Genomic DNA, 21,834 nt, shown 5'->3' with positions numbered 1-21,834 from the left:
TCTTATTAAAAATTAAACATATAAATCAATCGTACCTAAAAGTTTGAATATTGTAAATATTTAAAAGACGTAAGAAAAACCAGCTCTTGATAAAAAGCTGGTTTTTCTTTTGACTCTAATATTCGAGGTTAAGTTTTTTTAGTGTTATCATGATAAACTCAGTCATTTCAATCAAATCATCCATTTGGTCTTCGCGAATCAATCGGTCAAATTCAATTGTAATTTGATGATTAAGTCTACTTTCGATTTCAAGCGGATGATATTGAACCGTTTGAGTAATTTTTCTGGTCGAACCCCAAACACCAAGGAGAATGGTTTCAATCTTTTGAAAATCAATCTCTTGAACCTTTGGTTCAGATAAAAACTGGAGTCTCAGTTGACATCCTGCTTCCTGCTCTGATAGGAGTGGCGGCAAAAGCTCGGCTGCCAGATTAACTAGATTTGCTTTCATTTCTAACTTAGCTGAAACATTGCGATTAGGTAATTGAAACGACACATCAAAATTTCGAGACATCTTCGCTATGTTGATTAGATCGTTTCGATCGGTAATAATAATCTCCCCGATAATATCTAAATCGTAAAGAGCCCCTTCAATCACCACTTTCATGTTATCGAAGGCTGTTGGATCAAACATGTACGATACTCCCTCTTTAGAAAAGCCCTATTGCATTCCCGTCTTCATCCACATCCATATTTAAGGCGGAAGGTTTTTTCGGCAGACCTGGCATGGTCATTACATCACCAGTTAATGCGACAATAAATCCAGCCCCAATCGATGGTTTAAACTCCCTAACCGTCACGACGAAATCAGAAGGTCTACCAAGCTTGACCGGATCATCAGACAAAGAATACTGGGATTTCGCCATGCATACAGCCAAATGAGACCAGCCAAACTTTTCAAAATCAATTAATTGTTTTTTAGCTTTCGAAGAAAATTCAACATCCCTACCGCCGTAAACCTTTTGAACAATGGTTCTAACTTTCTGTTCAATCGTGTCAGATAGGTCGTATAAGCATTTAAAATTATTTTCACGTGAGTCAATGACTGCTAAAAGTGTTTCAGCAAGCTCGATACCACCCGCTCCGCCTTTTTCCCAGACTTCGGTTAATGCCACCGGAACGTTCTCTCTTTCACACAGATCGAGTAATGTTTTTACTTCGAGTTCTGAATCAGTGATGAATTTGTTAATTGCAACAACTACTGGTAATCCAAAGCTATTGATCGTCTCAATGTGTTTTTTTAGATTAGCAAAACCAAGTATTAGTGACGAAATATTCTCTTTAGCTAATTCATTTTTCGGAACTCCACCATGCATTTTCAACGCACGAATCGTCGCAACGATAACAACTGCCTCCGGTTTAATACCCGCACTTCTTGATTTAATATGTAAAAACTTTTCCGCTCCCAAGTCCGCTCCAAAGCCGGCTTCAGTGATCACATAATCTGCTAACTTAGCTGCAGCTTGTGTGGCGATGACGCTATTACATCCATGGGCAATATTTGCAAATGGCCCGCCATGAATTAGAGCAGGAGTATGTTCAATCGTTTGCACGAGGTTTGGTTTAACCGCATCCTTTAACAATAACGTTAATGCGCCTTCCACCCCTAAATCACCAACGGTAACTGGTTCCTTATGATAATTATAAGCGACTACCATCCGTGATAAACGTAATTTTAAATCTTTTAGGTCTGTGGCTAAACATAAAACTGCCATAATCTCAGATGCAACAGTTATATCAAAGCCGTCTTCCCTAGGAACCCCTTGAAGTGGACCACCAAGTCCAATAATTACTTTTCTTAATGCGCGATCATTTAAATCTACAGCCCGTTTCCAGACAATTCTCCGTTGATCGATGTTAAGTTCATTTCCTTGTTGGAGATGATTATCGATTAATGCTGCCAGGGCATTATTTGCAGTCGTTATCGCATGCAGATCTCCGGTAAAATGTAAATTGATGTCTTCCATTGGCAGGACTTGCGAGTATCCACCGCCAGTTGCCCCACCCTTTATACCCATAGTTGGCCCAAGTGAAGGCTCTCTTAGGGCGATCATTGTTTTTTTACCAATCCGGTTAAAAGCATCGGCTAGTCCAACAGTTACAGTTGATTTACCTTCACCTGCAGGTGTTGGATTAATTGAAGTAACAAGGATAATTTTCCCACTTTCCTTTGTTTTGAGTTTAGCTAAAGCCTCATTTGAAAGTTTCGCTTTATATTTACCAAAGAGCTCTAGATCATCTTCTTCCAAACCAATTTTTTCGGCGATCTCAACAATTGGTTTCATTTTTGATTCTTGTGCAATTTCAATGTCTGATTTCACTGCTGTTTTCAATACCACCTTTATCCCCCGCATTCCTCATTAAGTATTGGCTTACGGATTCATTGTATCAAACAAGCGCTTTCATTCCGATATATAATTATGAATAAATTAATAACTTTTCTGAATTTATAATACTGTTTATAATATATAATTATCAAATATTTTAAATATTCATTGACTTCCAGCTGTAGGTAGTTATATTTAATGGATGAAGGATTTTGAAAAATACCTAATTAAACTTAAAAAGGGGATGGTCACTTGCCAATAAACATTCCAAAACTCCTTCCAGCAAGGGAAATACTCGAAACAGAGAATATTTTCATCATGGACGATGAGCGTGCCATTGCACAAGACATCAGACCATTAAATATTCTCATTCTGAATTTGATGCCCGAAAAAGAGAAAGCTGAAACACAGATTTTACGATTACTGGGAAACTCACCTTTGCAAGTAAATGTTAATTTTCTAAAAACGAACTCGTATGAATCAACCCATACGAGCAAACAGCATCTTGAACAGTTTTACACCACCTTTTCTCAAGTGAAAAGCCTAAAATTTGATGGGATGATCATAACTGGTGCTCCTGTCGAATTATTAGAATTTGATCAAGTGAAATATTGGTCGGAATTAACCGAGATAATGGACTGGGCTAATCAAAATGTCACCTCGACCCTGCATATTTGCTGGGGGGCACAGGCGGCACTTAACTATCATTACGGGATTGGTAAATTTGAATTACAGCGAAAATGCTCCGGAATTTATGCTCATCGTATTTTCGAACCAAATGATACTTTGCTGCGAGGGTTTGATGACCAATTTTATGCTCCTCATTCTCGCTATACCGATGTATCAATTGAAGCAATTAAAAAGAATCCTAAATTAACATTGCTTGCTGCTTCTGAGGATGCAGGAGCATTATTAATTGCCTCACGAGACAGAAAGCATGTCATGATTACCGGACATTTGGAATATGAATCAGATTCGCTTGCACAGGAATACGAACGGGATTTGAATAGGGGTCTTGAAATCCATATTCCGGAGAACTACTTCCCTAATAATGATCCGACTCAACCGCCAATAAATCGATGGCGTTCTCATGGACATTTATTCTTTTCAAACTGGCTTAATTATTATGTTTACCAGGAAACTCCTTTTTTTTGGGGTTAATACCAAGCATCGGGTAAATTCCGATGCTTTTTTGTTTATTATTTGAAAAAATAAGAAAGAATATAGGTAAAAGCATGGTAAAAATTTTAATTTATATTCTAGAGGGGGATAATTATCATCGAATCCATTGTTGCACTTCACCGTAATTATTTTGGGGAAATAATTAATTTTGTCACTTCTAATGGAAGAGTCATCTCTTATCGAAAAGCAATCCAAGAAGCCGAAAACGGTCTAATTCAAGGGATAATAGCCGTAGAGGAAGAACATGGAAGATTATCATTAATTCCAGAAAGTAACCAATCTTTTGATCAATACCCGGATTTATATTAAAAGCACCCGGCAATTTCTGCCAGGTGCTTCCTTTTGGTTAATTTTCATTCTGTTTTTGAATTTCGGTTAGAGCCTCAATCCGTTTTTGATCTTCTTCAAAAAACTGAACCAGGTCACCAATTCGATCAATTGAATCCCAACTTAAATGGTGTTCAATCCCTTCGACATCGTTATAAATATTTTCATTTTTAACACCGATGATTTTTAGGAATTGTTCAAGTAAATCATGTCTGAAGACCAGTCGCTTGCCAATCTTTTTACCCTTGGCTGTTAACACGAGCCCTCTATATTTTTCGTAAACTAAATATTCATCTTTATCAAGCTTCTGCACCATTTTCGTAACTGAGGAGGGATGTACAGACAGCGCTTCGGCAATATCTGAGACCCGCGCGTATCCTTTTTCTTCTATCAAAATATATATTTGTTCAATATAATCTTCCATACTTGGTGTTGGCATCCCATACCCTCCAAAAAAATTACTCACCTAAAAGTTTACTATATAAAAAAATAGTAAACAAGGTACTTTATCACTTCTAAATTACAATTTTATTTTTCGGCTTTTTCTTCCCATAAAAATTTGACCCTTTTTTCAGCTTCGTCTAAAAAAAGCCGTGCATTAAAGGTTTTTTCTTTATTAACGAATCCTTCAATCAGCTCTGTTTTTCCTTCTGATAAAAGGAGCTTAATGTTCTTTTGGGTAATGTTTTTACCAAATATTTTCTTTGAAATGGTGAAATTGCAGTGATTCTTTTGGTAATTTGAACAACCGTAAAAACTCCCCTTATCTACTACTGACCCATCACATTTTTTACAAGGACCAAGCTTTGTAACGGTCTGCTTCCTTCCTTTTTGCTTCCTAGGTGCAAAATTTTCGCGAATATCCTCTGAGAAAGTCCAGGTTGTAGCTTGACCCATACTTGAAGAAATTAAGTGAATAACCATTTTCTTTGTTTGCTCCATAAACTGCTTTGGTGCAGCGGACCCGTCTGATATTTCCTTTAGTTTCTGCTCCCATTTTGCAGTCATTTCCGGTGAAGCTAAAATTTCTTTGCCGATGGCCTCAATCAGGATTTTGGCTTTGGCTGTAGCATAAACTAAATTCTTATTAACCTCAATGTATAGGCGGTCCTTTAGCATTGTAATGATGCCTGCTCTGGTAGCTTCAGTTCCAAGGCCCTCGGTCTTTGTCAGAATTTTTTCCAGTTCCTTATCATCTATATGCTTACCGGCCGTTTTCATTAACGTAATCAATTGTCCTTCGGTATAGCGTTTTGGCGGTTGTGTTTTGCTTTCTTTGACTTCCACTTTATCTGTTTGGCCCTGCTCACCTTCTGATAACTTTGGCAAGGCTGGCTCATCATCATTATCTTTTGGATTCAGTACTTTTCGCCAGCCTTCTTCAATTTGCACCTTCCCTTTCGAGATAAATGCTGCCCTCCCATCGACCATAGTTGTCACAGTTGTATATTCAGCAATGGCCTTATTATAGTGTGCGGCAATCAAACTTGTTACGACTAAATCGTAGATCCTTTTCTCATCAGGGCTGAGTCGCTCTACATTTGGGATTTGTTCCGTCGGAATAATCGCATAGTGGTCCGTGACCTTTTTTTCATTCACGTAGCGTTTATTTTCTGAAATCGAAGACAGAGGTAATGGAAAAAAGCTTTCGTAATCCTTGATATGGCTTAACTTGTTTAAGATTTCCGGGAACGTATTCGCTTCTTCTTTTGTTACGTACCGTGAATCAGAACGTGGGTACGAGACATTTCCCTTTTGATAGAGCTTTTGCATAACATCCAGAGTTTTCTTCGGAGAGAATTTAAAGCGTTTATTTGCCTCCGCTTGGAGGGCAGACAAATTATATAAAAGTGGGGGATAGAATTCTTTTCTTTCTGAAAGAACCTCACTAACTTCCGCAGGTTTATCCTTACAAAAAGCCGCAACCTTTTCAGCTAGCTCTTTTTTATTTACTCTTGTTTCACCATTATTCTGCCATTTCCCGGTATATTTTTTCCCATTTATCAGAAAATGTGCAAGAACCTCCCAAAAGGGCTCGGATTTAAAATTCTCTATTTCTAGTTCTCTTTTCACAATAAGAGCTAAGGTTGGAGTTTGTACTCTTCCAACTGAAAATACATCGGAAAATCCTTGTTTTTGTAAAAGTAAGCTATACAAACGTGAAGCATTCATACCAACCACCCAGTCAGCACAAGCCCTTGTATATGCCTCGAAAAATAAGCTCCTCGTTTCCTGCTCATCTAACAGCTTCTTAAAACCCTCTCGAATGCTGTTTGCTGTTAACGATGAAATCCATAGTCTTTTCATTGGTTTGTGACATTTTGTTAGCCTGAGAATATTGCGGATAATCAGTTCACCTTCGCGTCCCGCATCACCTGCATGAATTATTTCATTCACATTAGGATCAGAAACTAACTTTTTTATGACTGCAAATTGTTTTGCCTTATCTTTCGTTACCTCGTATTCAAACTGTTCAGGGATAATTGGTAAATTATCTAACGACCATTTTTTCCAGCCCTGCTGGTATTTTTCGGGCGAGACTAGTTGGCATACATGACCAATTGCCCAGGTCACATAGGCTCCCTGAGGAAAAACATCATTTGCAAAAATTTCAATAAAACCATTTTGTTTTTTATGCTTAAAGATTGATGCTAAGGTTGATCCTTGATCCGGCTTTTCGGCAATAATTAATTTCATTATGATTGCTCCCTTTTTACAAAGCATCCCGAAATCCATTTTACCCATTAAGTCCAGTGTTCGTAAAGACAAATAAATATCAATATCCAGTTATTCCCTGGACATATTATAACAATGGACAATCGAGACGATATAATCGCCTGTATCTTTCTTCACTTTCCAATAATTGTTGATGACTTCCTTCCATGGCAATTTTTCCTCGATCCAGAAAAATGATGCGACCCATATTCTCAACACCCATCAAATGGTGTGTCACCCAAATTATTGTTTTATCCTCTAACGTTGTAAATATTGTATTCAACAGGGCTATTTCTGTTATCGGATCTAGGCCAACTGTTGGTTCATCAAGGATAACAACTGGAGTATTTTGAAGGAGTATCCTAGCCAGAGCAATTCTTTGCCGTTCCCCTCCTGAGAAACGCTGTCCGGTTTCCTGCATATTTGTTTGATAACCTTCAGGTAATTTTTCTATTAATCCATCTAATTGGACCATTCGAGCGACTCGATAAACCTCCTCATCACTCGCCTCCGGACGGCCCAAGCGGATATTATTTAGAACTGAAGTATTAAATAGATAAGCCTTTTGATTCAGTACTGACATGAGGGTTGGAATAACGGGTTCAAGGTTCTTAGCATTTAAGCCATTTATTTGGACTACACCACTAGTTGGTGCAAGTGCGCCCTGAATCAAATTTAAAAGGGTCGATTTACCTGAACCGCTTCGCCCAATAATCGCAATTTTTTCACCTTGTTCTACATTAAGCGTAATATCTTTTAAAAGCGACTCGTTAGGATGAAATTCAAATGATAACTTGTTGATTTCTAGCGTAACCTGTCCTGTAGAGAGGGTATCCGGGATAACCACAGCAGAACTCATACCTAGCAGTCTATCGCTTTCGATGCTATCAAGACGTTTTATTGAATCCTGATATGTCTGCGTTTCACTGACGGCACCTGCGATGGGCAAGAACGATTCCACCAAGGACAACAATACAAGACCAAATGCAGCGATTAGGGTTGACGGGATTTCCCCTCTCATTGTTAGTCCATTCGCCCAAGCAATTGTCACGACAACAATCGTACCAAGTACGACTTGATTTGCAACATCTCTCCAATTCACAAAAGAAAGCTTCCGTGCTTCCATCAAAATCAATTGCTGTTCATGTTTTTCATTCCGACGGATGAAACTGGAATGATTCCCACTAAAAATCCAATCGCTAATTCCAAAAACTGCATCCGTGAATTGGTAATAAAGCTGATGTCTTCCTATCTTCAATTTCTCATTTAGTGCTCTCGTATATAGGAATGAAAAAAGAGGGCCAATAAACAAAATCAATCCTATCAGACCTGCGAGTGTCAGGGCGAATGGAAGAGAAAACATACCGGCACAAATAATAATCAGCACGTAAATGATAATAGAAACAAGGGAGGGAAACAGAGTTTTTAAGTAAAAGTCCTGTAAATGCTCGATATCATCTGCAAGGACACCGAGAACGTCTCCTGTTCGAAACCGGGAACGGAGGAAAAAAGCTTGAGGTTCGATTATTTTATATAATCTTACACGCATTTCTGAAAGAACTTTCAATATGATAGAGTGTCCTGTCAGCCTTTCGACATAACTTAATGCTGCACGGCCAATCCCAAAGGTGCGAACCCCAACAATTGGCACATAGACCATTAAGATCGATTCCGGCTGGGTCGCTGCTTTAGATATTAAATAACCTGAGGTAAACATTAAGCCCGCCCCAAAGAGAATCGTCATGGTGCCTAGAAAGCCGGCAAGTAAAAACTGCCAACGAAGCCTTAGTAAATATGGATAAATCCATTTCTCCTTCCCCACTTAGATTCCCCCTTTCTGAACGTTTACAAGATGATAATAGGATGACTTTTGTTTCATTAATTGTTCGTGTGTACCTGATTCGACAATCCTTCCTTGGTCAATCACAAGAATTTCATCCATTTCCAACATCCAATGTAAGCGATGGGTTGCAAAGAAGACAAGTTTTCCATCAAATAATCGCAGCATGGTCCGCTTCAATTCAGCTTCTGTTTCGATATCCAAATGGGCTGTTGGCTCATCTAACATTAAGACAGATCGTTTAACTAAAAAAGCACGAGCAAGTGCAATTCGCTGTTCTTGGCCTCCACTTAAGGCCCTGCCTCCGTCACCTATTATCGTCCCTACTCCTTGCGGCAGCGCTTGAATCACTTCAAGTAACCCTGCCTGCTTGGCAGCAACCAGGACTTCTTCCTCGGTTGCTTCAGGTCCATAAAAGCGAATATTATTAAGGATTGTATCGTTAAAAATATATGGATGCTGTGGAATATAGGTTACTTGGTTCTGCCAGCCGGAATGGGATAATGAGGTAACCGTTATGTTACTAATTTGAAACTCTCCTAAAGAAGGTGCTAAAAATCCACTTAAAATATCGATCAGAGTTGATTTCCCTGCACCACTTGCCCCGATAATACCAATTTTTTTTGCACCGAAAACTGATAGATTAATATCCTGTAAGCCAGCTTGGTCATTGACGTCATATTGGATATTTACACCTTTAACAGCAAAGAGAGCGCTGGAATTCCAGACTGGAATAGTCTCTTTTGCTCGCGGCTGTGATTCATGAGCAAGGATGTCCTCAATGTTTTTACCTGCGTTTTTTCCATCAAGGGTTGCATGGTAATCTGCACCTAATTCTCTGATCGGTAAAAAATATTCCGGTGCCAAAATCAGTATGGTCAAAGCTGGGTGTAATTCCATTGCTCCATTTATTAATCCCATCCCAAGAAAAACAGCAACTGTTGCGATTGAAAGCATCGTAATAAAATCAAGGGCAAATGAGGATAAAAAAGCAACCCTTAATGTCCCCATCGTAGCACGGCGATATTTTTCGCTAACTAAGGCAATTTTGTCGATGTGCTGCTTGCTTAACCCTAGGTATTTAAGAGTTTCTATTCCTCTTAAGGAGTCTACAAAATGGTTCGAAAGTAATTGATAGGATTTATACTGATGATTAGCTTTTCCTTTTGCTGCAAGGCCGAGTAGAATCATAAAGACAATCAGAATTGGAAGGGCTATCACTAAAATAACAGCGGACCGTATATTTTCTGTAAAGATAAACAAACATACAACAGCAGGGATGATCGCCATATCGACCATTTTTATAAAAATGATTTCAAGGTACCGTCGAAATCTCTGCACGCCTTCCATCACAAGCGTAACCGTCTGACCTGATCCCTCTTCTCTAACAAAACGGGGACCCAGTTGAAAAAGTTTTTTCAGCAGCTCCCTGCGAAACTGAGCACTTGTTTGCGCCGAAAAATGGAAACTTAGCTTTTTCTTCCAAACCGTTACCATCTTGCGAATGATGAGCGCCAATAAAAAGATCACCAACTTTTTTTTGACTGTATGAAACAACCCCCCCGCAAAAAGCGAGGAGATTGCATCTGCCAAATAGTAAGCCTGGGTAATGATCATAACTCCTTGTATAGCAGTTAAAATAGCTAGTTTTACGAGAAGTGGTTTGACTCCCTTGTAAGAGAACAAAACTTTTTCCATTAGTAGGTTAATTGCTCCTTATCCGTTACACGTTTCCGGAAAATATAGTAACTCCAAATAGTATAACCCAATACAAATGGTAGAATAGTTAACGCGACAATCGTCATAATTTTTAAAGAGTATGGACCGCTAGAAGCATTATAAACGGTTAAATCAAATGCTTTATTGATAGAACTGATCATCACTCTTGGGAACAACCCAGCGAAAATGGCTGAAACCGTAAAAGCCAAACCAAGTCCTGACATGGTAAAGGCTAAGCCTTCGCGTTTTTTGTTAATAAAGAAATAGGACAATACATAAGCGAGAACAATTAATACAACAAGTACTGACTCCATTACCGGACGAACTTTAAATATGTCTGTCATTCCCCAAGATAGGACCACAAAAATCACCAAAGCACCTAGCACCGATAAGACTACCTTTTTGGCCAATGCAGCAGCACGTTGTCTAATGTCACCCACCGTTTTTAAAGCAAGAAAATTAAGGCCATGTAAGAAGCATAACAATGTGACGGTTAAACCGCCCCAAAGTGAGTAGATATTAATAAAATCTGTAAAACCAGCATTCATATTCATATCAGCTTGAATCGGCATTCCCCTTAACATACTTGTAAAAAGGACCCCAAGCAGGAAAGGAGGTAATAAACTGCCAAAGAAAATCACCCAATCCCAAGTATTCGTCCAACGTGGATTATCGACTTTTCGGCGGAATTCAAATGAAACTCCCCGCCCAATTAAGCATAGCAAAACAGCTAATAACGGCAAGTAATATCCGCTAAACATGGTGGCATACCAATTTGGAAAAGCCGCAAAGATAGCACCGCCGCCCGTTAGCAGCCATACTTCGTTGGCATCCCAGAACGGACCAATTGTATTGACCATTACGGTCCGTTCTATATGGTTACGGGCAAGCAATCTTGTTGACATACCTACTCCAAAATCAAAGCCTTCAAGGAAAAAGAAACCAATAAAAAGGATTGCGATGAGTAAAAACCATAATTCGCTTAGTTCCATCTTAAGCACCTACCTTATTAAATGGATCCGTTGTGACCTTGGAATCAATTCCATGGAGGTTTTCAGGACCTTTTTTAATTTCATGAACCATTAAGTAAATCATGACGCTGGCAAGGATTGTAAATAACAGCAGGTACATGATGATTGAAAAAAGAATCGTTCCACCTGAAACATTGGGAGAAATGGAATCAGCAGTTGTCATTAGACCGAAAACAGTCCATGGCTGACGCCCAACCTCTGTCATCACCCAGCCAAATGTATTGGCTAAGAATGGAAAGGCAATAGCTGGTAAAAGGAACTTTAAGAATAGCGAACTTCGCTCTAATCTGCCTTTTCTCCATAGGTAAGCACCCATTAATGATAATAAAATCATTCCCATACCAAAGCCAATCATCAGTCTAAAGCTCCAATACGTGGTTTTAACTGGCGGGATATAGTTGGTACCTTCACCTACTACCGAATCGTATTTAACGGTATATTCTTTCTGCAGTGTCTCCATCCCTTTAAGTCCGCCTTCAAATTTAGAATAGGCTAAGAAGCTCATAGCATAGGGAATGTTTATTTCAAACTTATTCTCTTGTTTATTTGAATCTATTATTGCAAAGGCAGACCACGGGGCGGGATCCGCTGTATCTTTCCAGATTCCCTCAGCAGCAGCCATTTTCATCGGCTGTGTTTTCACCAGATATTGTGCTTGTGTATGTCCGCTTAAGGCAGTTCCGATACTTCCAATCAAGCCAATAATGATTGCAATTTTCATAGATTTTAGATAAAACTCAACGTGTCTTTTCTTAAGGAGATTCACAGCACTTACACCCGCAATGAAAAATGCCCCCGTACATAACGCTCCTGTAATGACATGCGGGAATTCCACCCATAATTGCCCGTTGGTAATTAGGGCTAGGAAGTCATTCATTTCTGCCCGGCCATTATTGATCTCAAACCCGACTGGTACTTGCATAAAAGAGTTGGCCATTAAAATCCAAAAACCTGACAAGAGCGTTCCGAAAGAAACAAGCCATATACATGCTAAATGAACTTTCTTCGGTAAACGATCCCAGCCAAAAATCCATAACCCGATAAAGGTTGACTCCATGAAAAATGCTAGTAATGCTTCAATCGCGAGCGGAGCACCAAAAACATCCCCGACAAATCTCGAATAATCAGACCAGTTCATCCCAAATTGGAATTCCTGTATAATCCCTGTTACGACGCCAACCGCAAAGTTAATCAAAAACAAATGTCCCCAAAACTTTGCCATCTTTTTGTAAATCTCTTTCTTTTTAACAACGTACAATGTTTCCATTAATGCCACCATAAACACTAAACCAATCGAAAGCGGTACGAAGAAAAAGTGGAATATCGTTGTTGCAGCAAATTGAAATCTTGCTAAAAACACTGGATCCATAGTTGACTACCTCCTAAATTTTTATTAACATGTTCAGTTTTTCACAAACTTAAAGAAAAAAACTTTCATAGTATTCCTTAACACAGTGGTAATATTAATAATTATTATTTTTTTAGAATGACTCTTATAGAACTCACTTTTATAATAGCAGACAATGTCACGAATTCTCCTTATTTTTTTGTCTGTTTTGTGACAAATACCACTGAACAAAAAAAGGATGGTCAATTAATGACCACCCCAATATAACAATGGTTAATCTAAGTCTTCAAGGAAGGAAAATCCTGACAATACCAATGATCCTCAGGGATAATATTCGAAACTGTTAAAATCAAGGATGGGATTCTCTCCACATCGAATACAATCGCACCAATGTCCTTTATAAAAATGATGAAGGCACTTCCATGAGAATAATTATCAAGTTTCTCTCCTATTTTGAGCATTGCGAATAATATCGTCTGCTTTTCATCCGAATCCATATAAACTTGCGGTGAAAATCTCAGTATCCATTCATCACCTTCAATGGAAAATCGGTACATTCAATCCCCGCCTTCTGCAAATTAATTAGCTTAATTTAAGATATGAAGCAGAAGTATTTTTCATGATATTTGTCCTGACAAATTCAGACAAAAATATATTCTCATAGAAACTATTATTTATTCACCGAAAGGCGCATGTCATTCCTTGACTGTAAATTTTCAATATTGTATATTTAAAGAATCATGTAACTATATATGCATAGCAAATGGCTGCATGATAATATTTTTCTTTGGCACCATTAAGGGTAGCTTTAAAAGGCTTAGGAGGAAGAAGTACATGCAAAACGGTAAAGTAAAATGGTTTAACAATGAAAAAGGTTTTGGTTTTATTGAAGTAGAAGGCGGCGACGATGTATTCGTACACTTCAGTGCTATCACTGGCGAAGGTTTCAAATCTTTAGAAGAAGGTCAAGAAGTTTCTTTTGAAATCGTTGAAGGAAACCGTGGGCCACAAGCAGCTAACGTTGTAAAACTTTAATCTAAAATAGCCAATCTAGGGCTGACGTTTTCGTCAGCCTTTTTATATGTTCAACTTAATCTTTTCCCGTACTCCTGAAGCTGTTCTCCTACTGTACAATTGGAAATGCAAAACCGGTGTGCAGCCCTCCGTCCGCCTTCTTTTTTCAAATGCTGGTGTAAAAAGCAGCCTTCACAATATTGAACCATTAAAGATTCGACATGACCCAGCAATTCCTTCCTGTTTAATTCCTTCACTAAGGTCTCACACCCATTTCTTAGAGAATCAATGTTTTTGCAAATATTTCTTTTCCCGCTAATGCTTGTGTCGCTAATTTATCTGCTTCTTTATTGTCTTTTCTAGATATGGGCGTATATTTGGGAACTAGCCCAAGGGTTTTTATTTTCCCTTCAATTCTGTCAAGCCAGCTATTAAGTGTATCCTCATAGCATGGCCATTCCCCTTCTAGTTGTTTTAACACCACTTGTGAGTCGCCCTTAAATTCACATGATAAATGATGGACTCCCAAATCTTCTAAAATATTTAACGCATAATAAAAAGCAGCATATTCTGCTTCATTGTTTGTCTCCAATTCATCAATCCGTTCATTGGCTCGGATCCGATATTTCTTCTTTCCTTGTTTAAAAAAGATGACCGTTCCAAGACCAGCCTGATTGGTTTCCTTTTGAAATCCTCCATCAAAGTAAACGGTTATTTCATGTGGGTCTTCTTCAATTTCGGTCAGCAATTTTTTCAATTCTTTTAAGACCCAGGATGTTTCCTTTTCATCATAAAAAAACAAATCTGATACTTTCCCAGTCATTTCAAGCTCTTCTCCAATTTGTATAGCCGTTTCACCTGAGACCCATTCAGAGGAAAACTGTACCTTTTCATTACTTTTTAATTTATACATCCATTCTAACCGATATTTCAATGTCCTCAACCTCTCGTAAAAGTATTCAGGTGGCTTTTTCAAAACAAAATCCATCCGGCAGAAATGCCCACATCATTCTACCCTATTCTAATCCATATTCTTATCATACCCACTTCTTCATAGTAGTTATAAGAATAAATATTTTCTGCCTTAAAAGAAATATGATAAACTTTCAATAATACGCTTATGGAGGATAAAGAATTGATTGAGGTATATATTGACGGGGCTAGTGCCGGTAATCCCGGGCCAAGCGGGGCAGGGATATTTATCAAAGGAAATGGCATTACAGAAAAATATTCCATTCCCTTAGGAATCATGTCAAATCACGAAGCAGAATATCATGCATTTATTAAGGCTTTGGAGATTTGTTTAGAAAAAGGATATCGGGATAGTGTCTTATCTTTCCGAACAGACTCCGAATTAGTAAACAGGGCGGTCGAAAAAGAATTTGTAAAAAACAGGTTATACGCGCCATTACTTGAACAGGCCTTACACTTATCAAAACAGTTCACTTTGTTTTTTATGAAATGGATACCAAGCGCTGAAAATAAAGCCGCCGATGAATTAGCTAGACAAGGTATTCGAAAAAATATCCCCGAGGAGCAATGATACTTTATGAAAAAACCTTTAGTTGCTGATGTAAGTTTGCTCCTAGTGACAATCATCTGGGGTACTACTTTTGTATTAGTTCAAAATGCGATAGACTTTCTTGAACCGTTTTCGTTTAACAGCATTCGCTTTCTTGCTGCAGCGATATTATTAATTTTCTGTCTTGTGATATTTGAGAAAAAACAGCTAAAACAATTGGATATAAAGCTACTTTTATCAGGAGTATTTATCGGATTTTGGCTTTTTCTTGGTTATGCCACCCAAACAATCGGTCTTTTATATACCACTTCTTCCAAAGCTGGCTTTATTACAGGTTTAAACGTAGTCCTTGTTCCGATATTTTCAATGATGTTATTAAAACAGTTTCCGAACAAGAATGCAGTGGTGGGGGTATTAACGGCAACCATCGGCTTATTCCTGCTTACAATGACAGATGTCACTTCATTAAACCAAGGAGATGGCTTTGTTTTCATTTGTGCAATTAGTTTCGCCCTGCAGATTATCTACACTGGTAAGTTTAGTAATAAATATCCAACTCTGCTATTAACTGTCATTCAAATTTCGACTGTTGCTGTCTTATCAATTTTTTGTTCGTTCCTGTTTGAAGATTGGGAAAAGTCTTTTAATCCTGCGATTCTGCTTAAGCAAGATGTTCTGATTGCCCTGATCATCACAAGTATATTTGCAACAGCGCTGGCATTTATGATTCAAACCAATTTCCAAAAATATACATCAGCCACACGTGTGGCGTTAATTTTTGCAATGGAGCCGGTATTTGCAGCAATTACAGGTTATTACTGGGCAAATGAACGACTTTCATATAGTGCGCTAATTGGCTGCTGCCTCATTTTTGCGGGAATGATCTTTGCCGAGATGCCAGCAACCAAAATCCCATTACTAAGGAAAAACAAATCCATAGAGGATAAGGTCTCTTAAAAAAACTCCCTTACTCAAAAGGGAGTTTTTCATGGTTATATCACTAATAGTTCCTTTTCTTTCACGAATCTAATCGCATCTTTCCTTGTGTTAATCTTATTCGAAATTAATGTTTCCAGCAATGAGACGTAAAAACTGCCATCAAAACTTTTTTGTGCTTTTAATGTTAGCTCAATGGCAGTATTAATCATTTCATCGGAAGCATTGGTATAGTGTTTCCCAAAGAAAATAAAGCCAATTGCATCCTCTTGGAATTGAAATCCTTTTCCTTCCAAGTGTTGCAAATAATTTTCGACTGTACCCACTTACTTGCCATCCCTCTCCCAAAAAAACTGTGAATATCCCTTTAGAATCTTATCTTAAATTTTGATAATTTTCTATTCTTTTTTGTACATAAGTGACCGATGACCCCCACTAAAACACCCAGAATGGCTCCTCCAACAACTTCTTCAGGCTGATGGCCTAACATTTCTTTTAGCTTTTTTGGTGAGTCTTGTTTAAATTCAACACTTTCCTCTTTATGAATTTTTTCAATTAATTCATTCATTGAATTTACCTTTAAGGTGAGTTCGCCTGTTTGCCTTCTAACCCCTTGCGCATCATACATGACAATTAATCCATAGATGAGGGAAAGGGCAAAATCAAAGGTTGGCAGTCCTCTCTGCATCGCAATGTATGTTGTTAAGGTAGAAACGCCGGCAGAATGCGAGCTGGGCATTCCTCCGGTACCAAAAAACAGCTCTGGGCGCCATTCCTTTTTTTTATAAAAGTGAATTGGAATTTTCATTCCTTGGGCTAGTCCCATGCTGAGAAGTGCTAAATAAATCCCTTTATTCATTAAATCACCCCTGCCATTATTGTTCGAAAGTCCGAGTTTTATTATTCTGTATGGAAATACTATAAAAAGTGGGAGGTGAACGTAGATGGGTAAAAAAGGGCAAGCAAATCGAGGCGTAAAAGCCCCTGGAGTTAATCCTCAAGGATATGGTCAAGATGCCGAGTTCGCTGAAGAACCAAAGAGTAAACTAGAAAATGCGGCTAAGAAAAAGAATACAAAATAATCCCGTAAACATGAATCTGACTGCCCCTATTGTGACAGTCGGTTTCATGTTTTATGAGCAGTATCAGCCAGGTAGGTACAATAAGGAATTAGCCGCCTAGCCACTTCAAATTCCCTGTGTTTACAACCCGGTCTCCAGTTCACTTCAAATAGCCGGAAACTTTGCTGCGAATCGATTCCAACGTCAATCCCAAGTTCATCGAAGGAATGTTCATATAATGTGTCTAAATGGGCTGAAATTGTCAGTGCAAATTTCTCCAAGTCTGTTTTTATTCGTTCGGAATCTTCCCCAAATTCATCAAAAAGAAAAGGTTCTAAGTCGCCGCGGTACCCTCCGCTGCTAATATTGCTTATCAATTTACCGTTACCGCTTATTCGTGGATAAATCAATGTGATTTCCCATAAACCCTGTCTATTTTTTTGAACATGTAAGCGAAAGTCATAGGTTAATCCGGCTTTTGTTTTACATTCAATAAACGGCTGAAGCAAATATTTCTGCTCTAGGACTAACTGTTCAATTAGTACTTCCATTTCCTTTGTGTTATACAGTTGAACATTGGGACCGTCCGTTAATTTGAACGTTTGCATGTCATTAAGTTTTTCGATAAACAATATTTTTTTACCTTGGTTTCCAGATACTGGTTTTATAACAACACAAGAATGCAGCTGAAGAAAAGAATTAAACACCTTTGGATTACTTAATCTTACGGAAGGAATCAAATAACTAGAGAATTCGTTCGCTTTCAGTAGCTTTTTATAAACTTTAAACTTATTTCCAACTGGATAACTTGTGAATATTGAATATTCCTTTAATTTTTTCAAAATAGCCGATTGCCTTTCCGTCTTAGGGTTGCAGCTGTTAATGATGACTGTTGGAAAGTCCATTACTGTTTGTACCCATTCCCCCTGTTGATAGACCCAGCCATTAATTTTCATAAGATTAAAATCAACATTGTTGAATGAAAAATAAAAAAAAGGAATTCCCTCCATTTTTGCAACTGCAGCAAAAGGGTATGCTTTTTTAACTTCTTGCGGATTTTTTCGATTGTGAAGCATGCCGATTGACTTCAAAATCATCACATCCTTAAAGTGGCTCTAAATAAAACTTGATTTCTTTTGATGCTGACAGGGCAATCTCCTTCGCTTTGTCAGGGGTATCAGCAGTTGCAATTACATAGGCATAGCGATCACCCAGTGAATATGGTTTTGTTAAAATCGCACCTTTTCTTGGTTTTACATAAACCTCTTTAACACCATCATAATTTGAAGCTTTATTTTTGCCGGTCACTTTTATGAGTCTGCCGCGTGAATTAATAGTAAGATATTTTGCATAAACATTTGTTTTTTTTGTTGCTTCTAGGATCGGGTCTTGCCCTAGGTAGAGTTTAAGTGTTTCTTTCACTAAATTGATTCCGGTTCCCTCTTGAATAATTTTATTCATTGCCCCCCCTGACATACGAGGATTAATTTCGATTAACTTCCACTTTCCATCAATGAGCCTCATTTCTAAATGACATGTTCCATTTTCCAATTTCAGCGCTTGAATAATACTTTCAACTGCGCTTTGTAAGTCCTCAAAAGTCTTTTGATCTAGTTGGGCTGGATAACAATACCCAGTAATGATAAACCGATCACCATTTGATACCTCCTGTTCAATTACTGCCACCATCGAAATCTGCCCATCCTTAACAACGACTTCAATTAAGTATTGTGTTCCAAACAAATATTCTTCAATTAAAACGGGGCTGGAAGGGAATTTTTTATTTAAATATTCCAATCCTGCTTTTAGCTCCGAGATGGTTTCAACTAGTAAGACATCCTTTGACCCGTTGGATACTGGATACTTTAATATCAGTGGTAAATGCTGCTGATTTTCCTCAATAAATTGCTGAATAGACATCTGTTCTTCGTGAAATATAGTAAATTTCGGTGATACCGGCAGCGTCTTAAGATGTTCACGAAAACGTGTTTTCTCCTCCATGATTACCAAAGCATCCTTGGACACACGAAAAAGTCCTAATTCTTCAGAGATTCGTGCCGCAAAGGAAACATAAGGATCTATGAAACTAATAACCGCACAGATTTGTTTTCGATCATCTTTGAGATTTTTGATGATTGAAAAGACAATCTCCTTTTCAAATAAATTATCTACAAACACCATCCGGTCCACTTCAGGAAATTCATCTATTTGTTTGACAAATTCTCTTCTGTTGGTTAATAGAACTGTATAATAACCCATAGTTTTTGACGTACCGAGGGCTTCTCTGCTTGTTCCTGATTTGTTACTTCCAACAAAGATAATTGTTTGCATATCTACCTACTTCCCCTGTGTTTTTTATTGGCTGATTATTTTAGTTAATAAGTACTTCCCATAGCTTATTGGAGTAATGTAAGTATCTCGCCATGTTTCGAACATTAATGCATGACGAAAGGTTAACCTTAAATCTCGAGCATTACATTCAATAAACATGGGAAAACCATCTCCTGTAATCCCGACATCAAGTCCAATATCTGCTAAGTTTTCAATTTGATTACTCAGTTGCCCGGCAACCTTCAAGGATAATTCCTCCACATCAGCCACTACTTGTTTATCATCCAAGTCGGGAAGGTTTCTAAGAATATCTTCAAAGGCAAAACAGATACCACCTCGAGCAACATTTGTAACAAAACTGCCTGTTTTGGCTACTTTCCCCACCATCCCAGTCACTTGCCATGCTCCATTCCCATTTCGTTGGACGGATACCCGAAGGTCAAATGGATTATTATTAAATTCTGCAAGTCGAATTCTCGCTTGGATAATATAAATCCCGCTTGTTACTAAAGAATCTATTTTCAATGGTAACCGGTCTGCAAGGATGATTTCTTCCAGCCATCTTTCTTTTTGCGGATAGGTTAACAACCACTCTGTGTCGCTTAGGCGTGTTGCTTTCATGTTACGTCTTCCAAATGTACCACTGCTCGGTTTGATTATTAATTCTCTGTGTTTCCCCATCATTTCGAACATATTACTTTGATTAAATTGAACCGTATCAGGGAGATGGGTTCTTAAGTCTTCACTTTCCGCTAATAGCTTATGAATTTTGTATTTCCCATACTGATTCCATTCATTATAAATTATTATGCCTTCTGCTTGTAAACTTTTAAGCTGTTTCTTGGCTGCTGAGCTACATTGATAGCCTCTGTTATGAATAACGAAGGGTTTAGGAATAGTATTTTTCTGATACTTACCGTTGCTATTCATCACATAACCCGTTGTCTCAGATAAACCGGGCTGCAAATCCTCCAACCGAAGATAAACCGGAATGAGATTATTTATCTTACCCGCTTCCTCATAGAAAGCCAAGACTTGTGACTGTTTACCGTTCACAATTTCTTGATATAATTGCGAACTGATGATAATTCCAATATACTCCTGTTTCAAGCTATTTCCCCGCCTTATAAATAGGGTTTACGTTCAGGTGACCTCAACAAACCGCTTCTTACTATTAAATGCAAGGGTTATAGATTTGGGGAGATAAATACTCCAATTTTTTTGAAACATTCATAAAATATTCGAATACACTAAGTTACATTACTTTAAGAGGTGCTTTGTATGTTGAAAATAAAACCAAAAGTGGCCATCATAACCCCTGGTTCCTTCCCCATTCCATCATCTCGTTCAAGTTCCGTTGAAACAGTTGTAGAGATGCAAACCAACGTTCTTCAAAACGATATTCAATTCACAGTCTTTGGGAAAAAGACAAAAGATCTCCCTTCCGTTGATAAACAAGGAAATATTTCTTATGTCAGGATTATTTATCGACATTGGACAAGGTACCTCTCAAAAGTCATAACAAAACTGTCAAAACTCAATCCCGATATCATCCAAATAGAAAATCGCCCAAAATATATTCCCCTCATTCGGCACAAGTTTCAAAATGCACTGATTATCTTATCACTGCACTCGACCATGTTTATTTCTAAATCACATATTGAAAAGGAAGCGTTAATTAGTAATCTCCATCAAGCTGATAAAATTATAGTCAACAGCCATTTTCTTAAAGATTATTTAATAAAACTAACAGATTGTGATGCAAATAAAGTCATTGTCAATTATTTAGGAGTGGATACTACTCAATTCCAATCGAAATGGTCATTAAATCAGATAAATAATAAAGAAAAGTTTATTAAACAAATGAACCTTGCAGGTAGGAAAATCATTCTATTTGTCGGACGTTTAAGAAAAATAAAGGGAATTCATAAGATACTTCAGGCTATGCCTTCAATTATCCAAGCGGTACCTGACACCTTATTAGTTATTGCCGGTAGTGCGTTTTATGGTTCTGGAAGAAGAACCATCTATGTTGACAAATTATTTGAATTAGCAAAGAATTTTCCGGAACACGTCCGGTTTGTATCGTTTATCCCACATGAGGAAATCCACCATTGGTTTGAGGCTGCAGAGATTGTGTTAGTCCCTTCAATCGGACAGGAAGCATTCGGATTAGTGAATGTAGAAGCAATGGCATGTGGTGTTCCGGTTATCGCAACTAAAATGGGGGGAATGCCAGAAGTTATTGAACATGGGAGAACGGGGTATTTGATAAATTCACAAAATATTGAAGTGGAACTATCCAATTGTGTCATTCAGCTCTTAAACAATCCTAAAAAAGTGAAATTGTTAGGGCTTAACAGTGTTGAACGAGTAATGGAGCATTTCACTTGGGAGAAGAGTTCTAACCGTATTCTTCAATTGTATATCCAAATGGTAATCGATAAAAAATAGAATGTCCCTTTAAGAATAGTTCCTAAA

23 protein-coding genes are annotated in these 21,834 nt (G+C 38.0%); 7 read left to right on the top strand and 16 right to left on the bottom strand.

The window, feature by feature from the left end:
- Positions 1–115: 115 nt before the first annotated feature.
- Together RCG22_RS24150 and RCG22_RS24145 are read right to left on the bottom strand one after the other, a co-directional pair.
- The gene (locus RCG22_RS24150; protein WP_308105003.1) at positions 116–634 is read right to left on the bottom strand and encodes a hypothetical protein; all 519 of its coding nucleotides are present in this window, start codon (positions 632–634) and stop codon (positions 116–118) included.
- A 16-nt stretch (positions 635–650) separates the two neighbouring features.
- Positions 651–2,354: a formate--tetrahydrofolate ligase gene (locus RCG22_RS24145; RefSeq protein ID WP_374049406.1), complete on the bottom strand. Its 1,704-nt coding sequence runs from the start codon at positions 2,352–2,354 to the stop codon at positions 651–653.
- Positions 2,355–2,579: 225 nt separating this feature from the next.
- Between RCG22_RS24145 and metA the strand changes: the two genes are divergently transcribed.
- A complete protein-coding gene (gene metA, locus RCG22_RS24140; protein WP_098263416.1) occupies positions 2,580–3,488 on the top strand; it encodes a homoserine O-acetyltransferase MetA in 909 nt (302 codons plus the stop codon).
- A 108-nt stretch (positions 3,489–3,596) separates the two neighbouring features.
- Complete coding sequence (locus RCG22_RS25475; RefSeq protein ID WP_374049487.1) at positions 3,597–3,818, top strand: DUF3892 domain-containing protein; 222 nt, start codon at positions 3,597–3,599, stop codon at positions 3,816–3,818.
- A gap of 37 nt (positions 3,819–3,855) precedes the next feature.
- Here RCG22_RS25475 and mntR read toward each other — a convergent pair whose 3' ends face one another.
- The 7 genes from mntR to RCG22_RS24105 all read right to left on the bottom strand — a co-directional run bounded on the left by mntR (position 3,856) and on the right by RCG22_RS24105 (position 13,046).
- Positions 3,856–4,275 carry a transcriptional regulator MntR gene (gene mntR / locus RCG22_RS24135; RefSeq protein WP_066256973.1) on the bottom strand — a complete coding sequence of 140 codons (420 nt, stop codon included), beginning with the start codon at positions 4,273–4,275 and terminating at the stop codon, positions 3,856–3,858.
- 89 nt (positions 4,276–4,364) lie between these two features.
- Complete coding sequence (locus RCG22_RS24130) at positions 4,365–6,533, bottom strand: DNA topoisomerase III (protein ID WP_308105001.1); 2,169 nt, start codon at positions 6,531–6,533, stop codon at positions 4,365–4,367.
- A gap of 106 nt (positions 6,534–6,639) precedes the next feature.
- The gene (gene cydC / locus RCG22_RS24125; protein WP_308105000.1) at positions 6,640–8,373 is read right to left on the bottom strand and encodes a thiol reductant ABC exporter subunit CydC; all 1,734 of its coding nucleotides are present in this window, start codon (positions 8,371–8,373) and stop codon (positions 6,640–6,642) included.
- Positions 8,374–10,089, bottom strand: a complete 1,716-nt coding sequence (gene cydD / locus RCG22_RS24120; protein WP_308104999.1) for a thiol reductant ABC exporter subunit CydD — start codon at positions 10,087–10,089, stop codon at positions 8,374–8,376.
- Positions 10,089–11,102: a cytochrome d ubiquinol oxidase subunit II gene (cydB, locus tag RCG22_RS24115; protein ID WP_308104998.1), complete on the bottom strand. Its 1,014-nt coding sequence runs from the start codon at positions 11,100–11,102 to the stop codon at positions 10,089–10,091. Before cydB ends, cydD begins: the two co-directional genes overlap by 1 nt.
- A gap of 1 nt (position 11,103) precedes the next feature.
- Positions 11,104–12,510, bottom strand: coding sequence for a cytochrome ubiquinol oxidase subunit I (locus RCG22_RS24110; RefSeq protein WP_308104997.1), 1,407 nt, complete (start codon positions 12,508–12,510; stop codon positions 11,104–11,106).
- 257 nt (positions 12,511–12,767) lie between these two features.
- Positions 12,768–13,046: a hypothetical protein gene (locus RCG22_RS24105; RefSeq protein WP_308104996.1), complete on the bottom strand. Its 279-nt coding sequence runs from the start codon at positions 13,044–13,046 to the stop codon at positions 12,768–12,770.
- Positions 13,047–13,323: 277 nt separating this feature from the next.
- On the opposite strand from RCG22_RS24105, the gene cspD reads away from it, so the two are divergent.
- Positions 13,324–13,524, top strand: coding sequence for a cold-shock protein CspD (gene cspD / locus RCG22_RS24100; protein WP_026563856.1), 201 nt, complete (start codon positions 13,324–13,326; stop codon positions 13,522–13,524).
- Between the two features lie 50 nt (positions 13,525–13,574).
- Here the strand turns inward: cspD and RCG22_RS24095 are convergent, their stop codons facing one another.
- Complete coding sequence (locus RCG22_RS24095; RefSeq protein ID WP_098263409.1) at positions 13,575–13,760, bottom strand: zinc-finger domain-containing protein; 186 nt, start codon at positions 13,758–13,760, stop codon at positions 13,575–13,577.
- Positions 13,761–13,780: 20 nt separating this feature from the next.
- A complete protein-coding gene (locus tag RCG22_RS24090) occupies positions 13,781–14,437 on the bottom strand; it encodes a ribonuclease H family protein (protein ID WP_308104995.1) in 657 nt (218 codons plus the stop codon).
- A gap of 201 nt (positions 14,438–14,638) precedes the next feature.
- Here RCG22_RS24090 and RCG22_RS24085 point away from each other — a divergent pair, with 201 nt between their 5' ends.
- Entirely contained in the window at positions 14,639–15,046 is a 408-nt protein-coding gene (locus tag RCG22_RS24085) for a reverse transcriptase-like protein (protein WP_166252828.1), read from the top strand.
- A gap of 6 nt (positions 15,047–15,052) precedes the next feature.
- Positions 15,053–15,982, top strand: a complete 930-nt coding sequence (locus RCG22_RS24080; protein WP_098263406.1) for a DMT family transporter — start codon at positions 15,053–15,055, stop codon at positions 15,980–15,982.
- A gap of 35 nt (positions 15,983–16,017) precedes the next feature.
- On the opposite strand, the gene RCG22_RS24075 is transcribed toward RCG22_RS24080, so the two are convergent.
- Positions 16,018–16,287, bottom strand: a complete 270-nt coding sequence (locus tag RCG22_RS24075) for a DUF6123 family protein (protein ID WP_066256997.1) — start codon at positions 16,285–16,287, stop codon at positions 16,018–16,020.
- A gap of 41 nt (positions 16,288–16,328) precedes the next feature.
- Positions 16,329–16,820 carry a divergent PAP2 family protein gene (locus tag RCG22_RS24070; RefSeq protein WP_098263405.1) on the bottom strand — a complete coding sequence of 164 codons (492 nt, stop codon included), beginning with the start codon at positions 16,818–16,820 and terminating at the stop codon, positions 16,329–16,331.
- 85 nt (positions 16,821–16,905) lie between these two features.
- Between RCG22_RS24070 and sspL the strand changes: the two genes are divergently transcribed.
- Complete coding sequence (sspL, locus tag RCG22_RS24065; protein WP_098263404.1) at positions 16,906–17,043, top strand: small, acid-soluble spore protein L; 138 nt, start codon at positions 16,906–16,908, stop codon at positions 17,041–17,043.
- A gap of 44 nt (positions 17,044–17,087) precedes the next feature.
- Here the strand turns inward: sspL and RCG22_RS24060 are convergent, their stop codons facing one another.
- Genes RCG22_RS24060 through RCG22_RS24050 form a run of 3 tightly spaced genes read right to left on the bottom strand, consistent with a single transcriptional unit; the run spans position 17,088 to position 20,463 of the window.
- Positions 17,088–18,113 carry a YheC/YheD family endospore coat-associated protein gene (locus tag RCG22_RS24060; protein WP_308104994.1) on the bottom strand — a complete coding sequence of 342 codons (1,026 nt, stop codon included), beginning with the start codon at positions 18,111–18,113 and terminating at the stop codon, positions 17,088–17,090.
- Between the two features lie 13 nt (positions 18,114–18,126).
- Entirely contained in the window at positions 18,127–19,353 is a 1,227-nt protein-coding gene (locus RCG22_RS24055; RefSeq protein ID WP_308104993.1) for an ATP-grasp domain-containing protein, read from the bottom strand.
- A gap of 24 nt (positions 19,354–19,377) precedes the next feature.
- Entirely contained in the window at positions 19,378–20,463 is a 1,086-nt protein-coding gene (locus tag RCG22_RS24050) for a YheC/YheD family protein (protein WP_308104992.1), read from the bottom strand.
- A gap of 171 nt (positions 20,464–20,634) precedes the next feature.
- Here RCG22_RS24050 and RCG22_RS24045 point away from each other — a divergent pair, with 171 nt between their 5' ends.
- Complete coding sequence (locus tag RCG22_RS24045; protein ID WP_308104991.1) at positions 20,635–21,807, top strand: glycosyltransferase family 4 protein; 1,173 nt, start codon at positions 20,635–20,637, stop codon at positions 21,805–21,807.
- Positions 21,808–21,834: the final 27 nt, after the last annotated feature.

The sequence above is a fragment of the Neobacillus nitrireducens genome, from assembly GCF_030915405.1.
GTDB lineage: Bacteria > Bacillota > Bacilli > Bacillales > Cytobacillaceae > Neobacillus.
This window is presented reverse-complemented; position numbering and strand designations above follow the sequence as displayed.

What these genes read in the sequence shown, in the direction of transcription:
- RCG22_RS24145 (WP_374049406.1), bottom strand. Translation starts at nt 2,354, where the DNA reads ATGCGGGGGATAAAGGTGGTATTGAAAACAGCAGTGAAATCAGACATT.
- mntR (WP_066256973.1), bottom strand. Translation starts at nt 4,275, where the DNA reads ATGCCAACACCAAGTATGGAAGATTATATTGAACAAATATATATTTTG.
- RCG22_RS24070 (WP_098263405.1), bottom strand. Translation starts at nt 16,820, where the DNA reads ATGAATAAAGGGATTTATTTAGCACTTCTCAGCATGGGACTAGCCCAA.
- RCG22_RS24110 (WP_308104997.1), bottom strand. Translation starts at nt 12,510, where the DNA reads ATGGATCCAGTGTTTTTAGCAAGATTTCAATTTGCTGCAACAACGATA.
- RCG22_RS24055 (WP_308104993.1), bottom strand. Translation starts at nt 19,353, where the DNA reads ATGCAAACAATTATCTTTGTTGGAAGTAACAAATCAGGAACAAGCAGA.
- RCG22_RS24150 (WP_308105003.1), bottom strand. Translation starts at nt 634, where the DNA reads ATGTTTGATCCAACAGCCTTCGATAACATGAAAGTGGTGATTGAAGGG.
- RCG22_RS24130 (WP_308105001.1), bottom strand. Translation starts at nt 6,533, where the DNA reads ATGAAATTAATTATTGCCGAAAAGCCGGATCAAGGATCAACCTTAGCA.
- RCG22_RS24105 (WP_308104996.1), bottom strand. Translation starts at nt 13,046, where the DNA reads ATGTACCGATTTTCCATTGAAGGTGATGAATGGATACTGAGATTTTCA.
- RCG22_RS24080 (WP_098263406.1), top strand. Translation starts at nt 15,053, where the DNA reads ATGAAAAAACCTTTAGTTGCTGATGTAAGTTTGCTCCTAGTGACAATC.
- RCG22_RS24045 (WP_308104991.1), top strand. Translation starts at nt 20,635, where the DNA reads ATGTTGAAAATAAAACCAAAAGTGGCCATCATAACCCCTGGTTCCTTC.
- cydD (WP_308104999.1), bottom strand. Translation starts at nt 10,089, where the DNA reads ATGGAAAAAGTTTTGTTCTCTTACAAGGGAGTCAAACCACTTCTCGTA.
- cydB (WP_308104998.1), bottom strand. Translation starts at nt 11,102, where the DNA reads ATGGAACTAAGCGAATTATGGTTTTTACTCATCGCAATCCTTTTTATT.
- cspD (WP_026563856.1), top strand. Translation starts at nt 13,324, where the DNA reads ATGCAAAACGGTAAAGTAAAATGGTTTAACAATGAAAAAGGTTTTGGT.
- sspL (WP_098263404.1), top strand. Translation starts at nt 16,906, where the DNA reads ATGGGTAAAAAAGGGCAAGCAAATCGAGGCGTAAAAGCCCCTGGAGTT.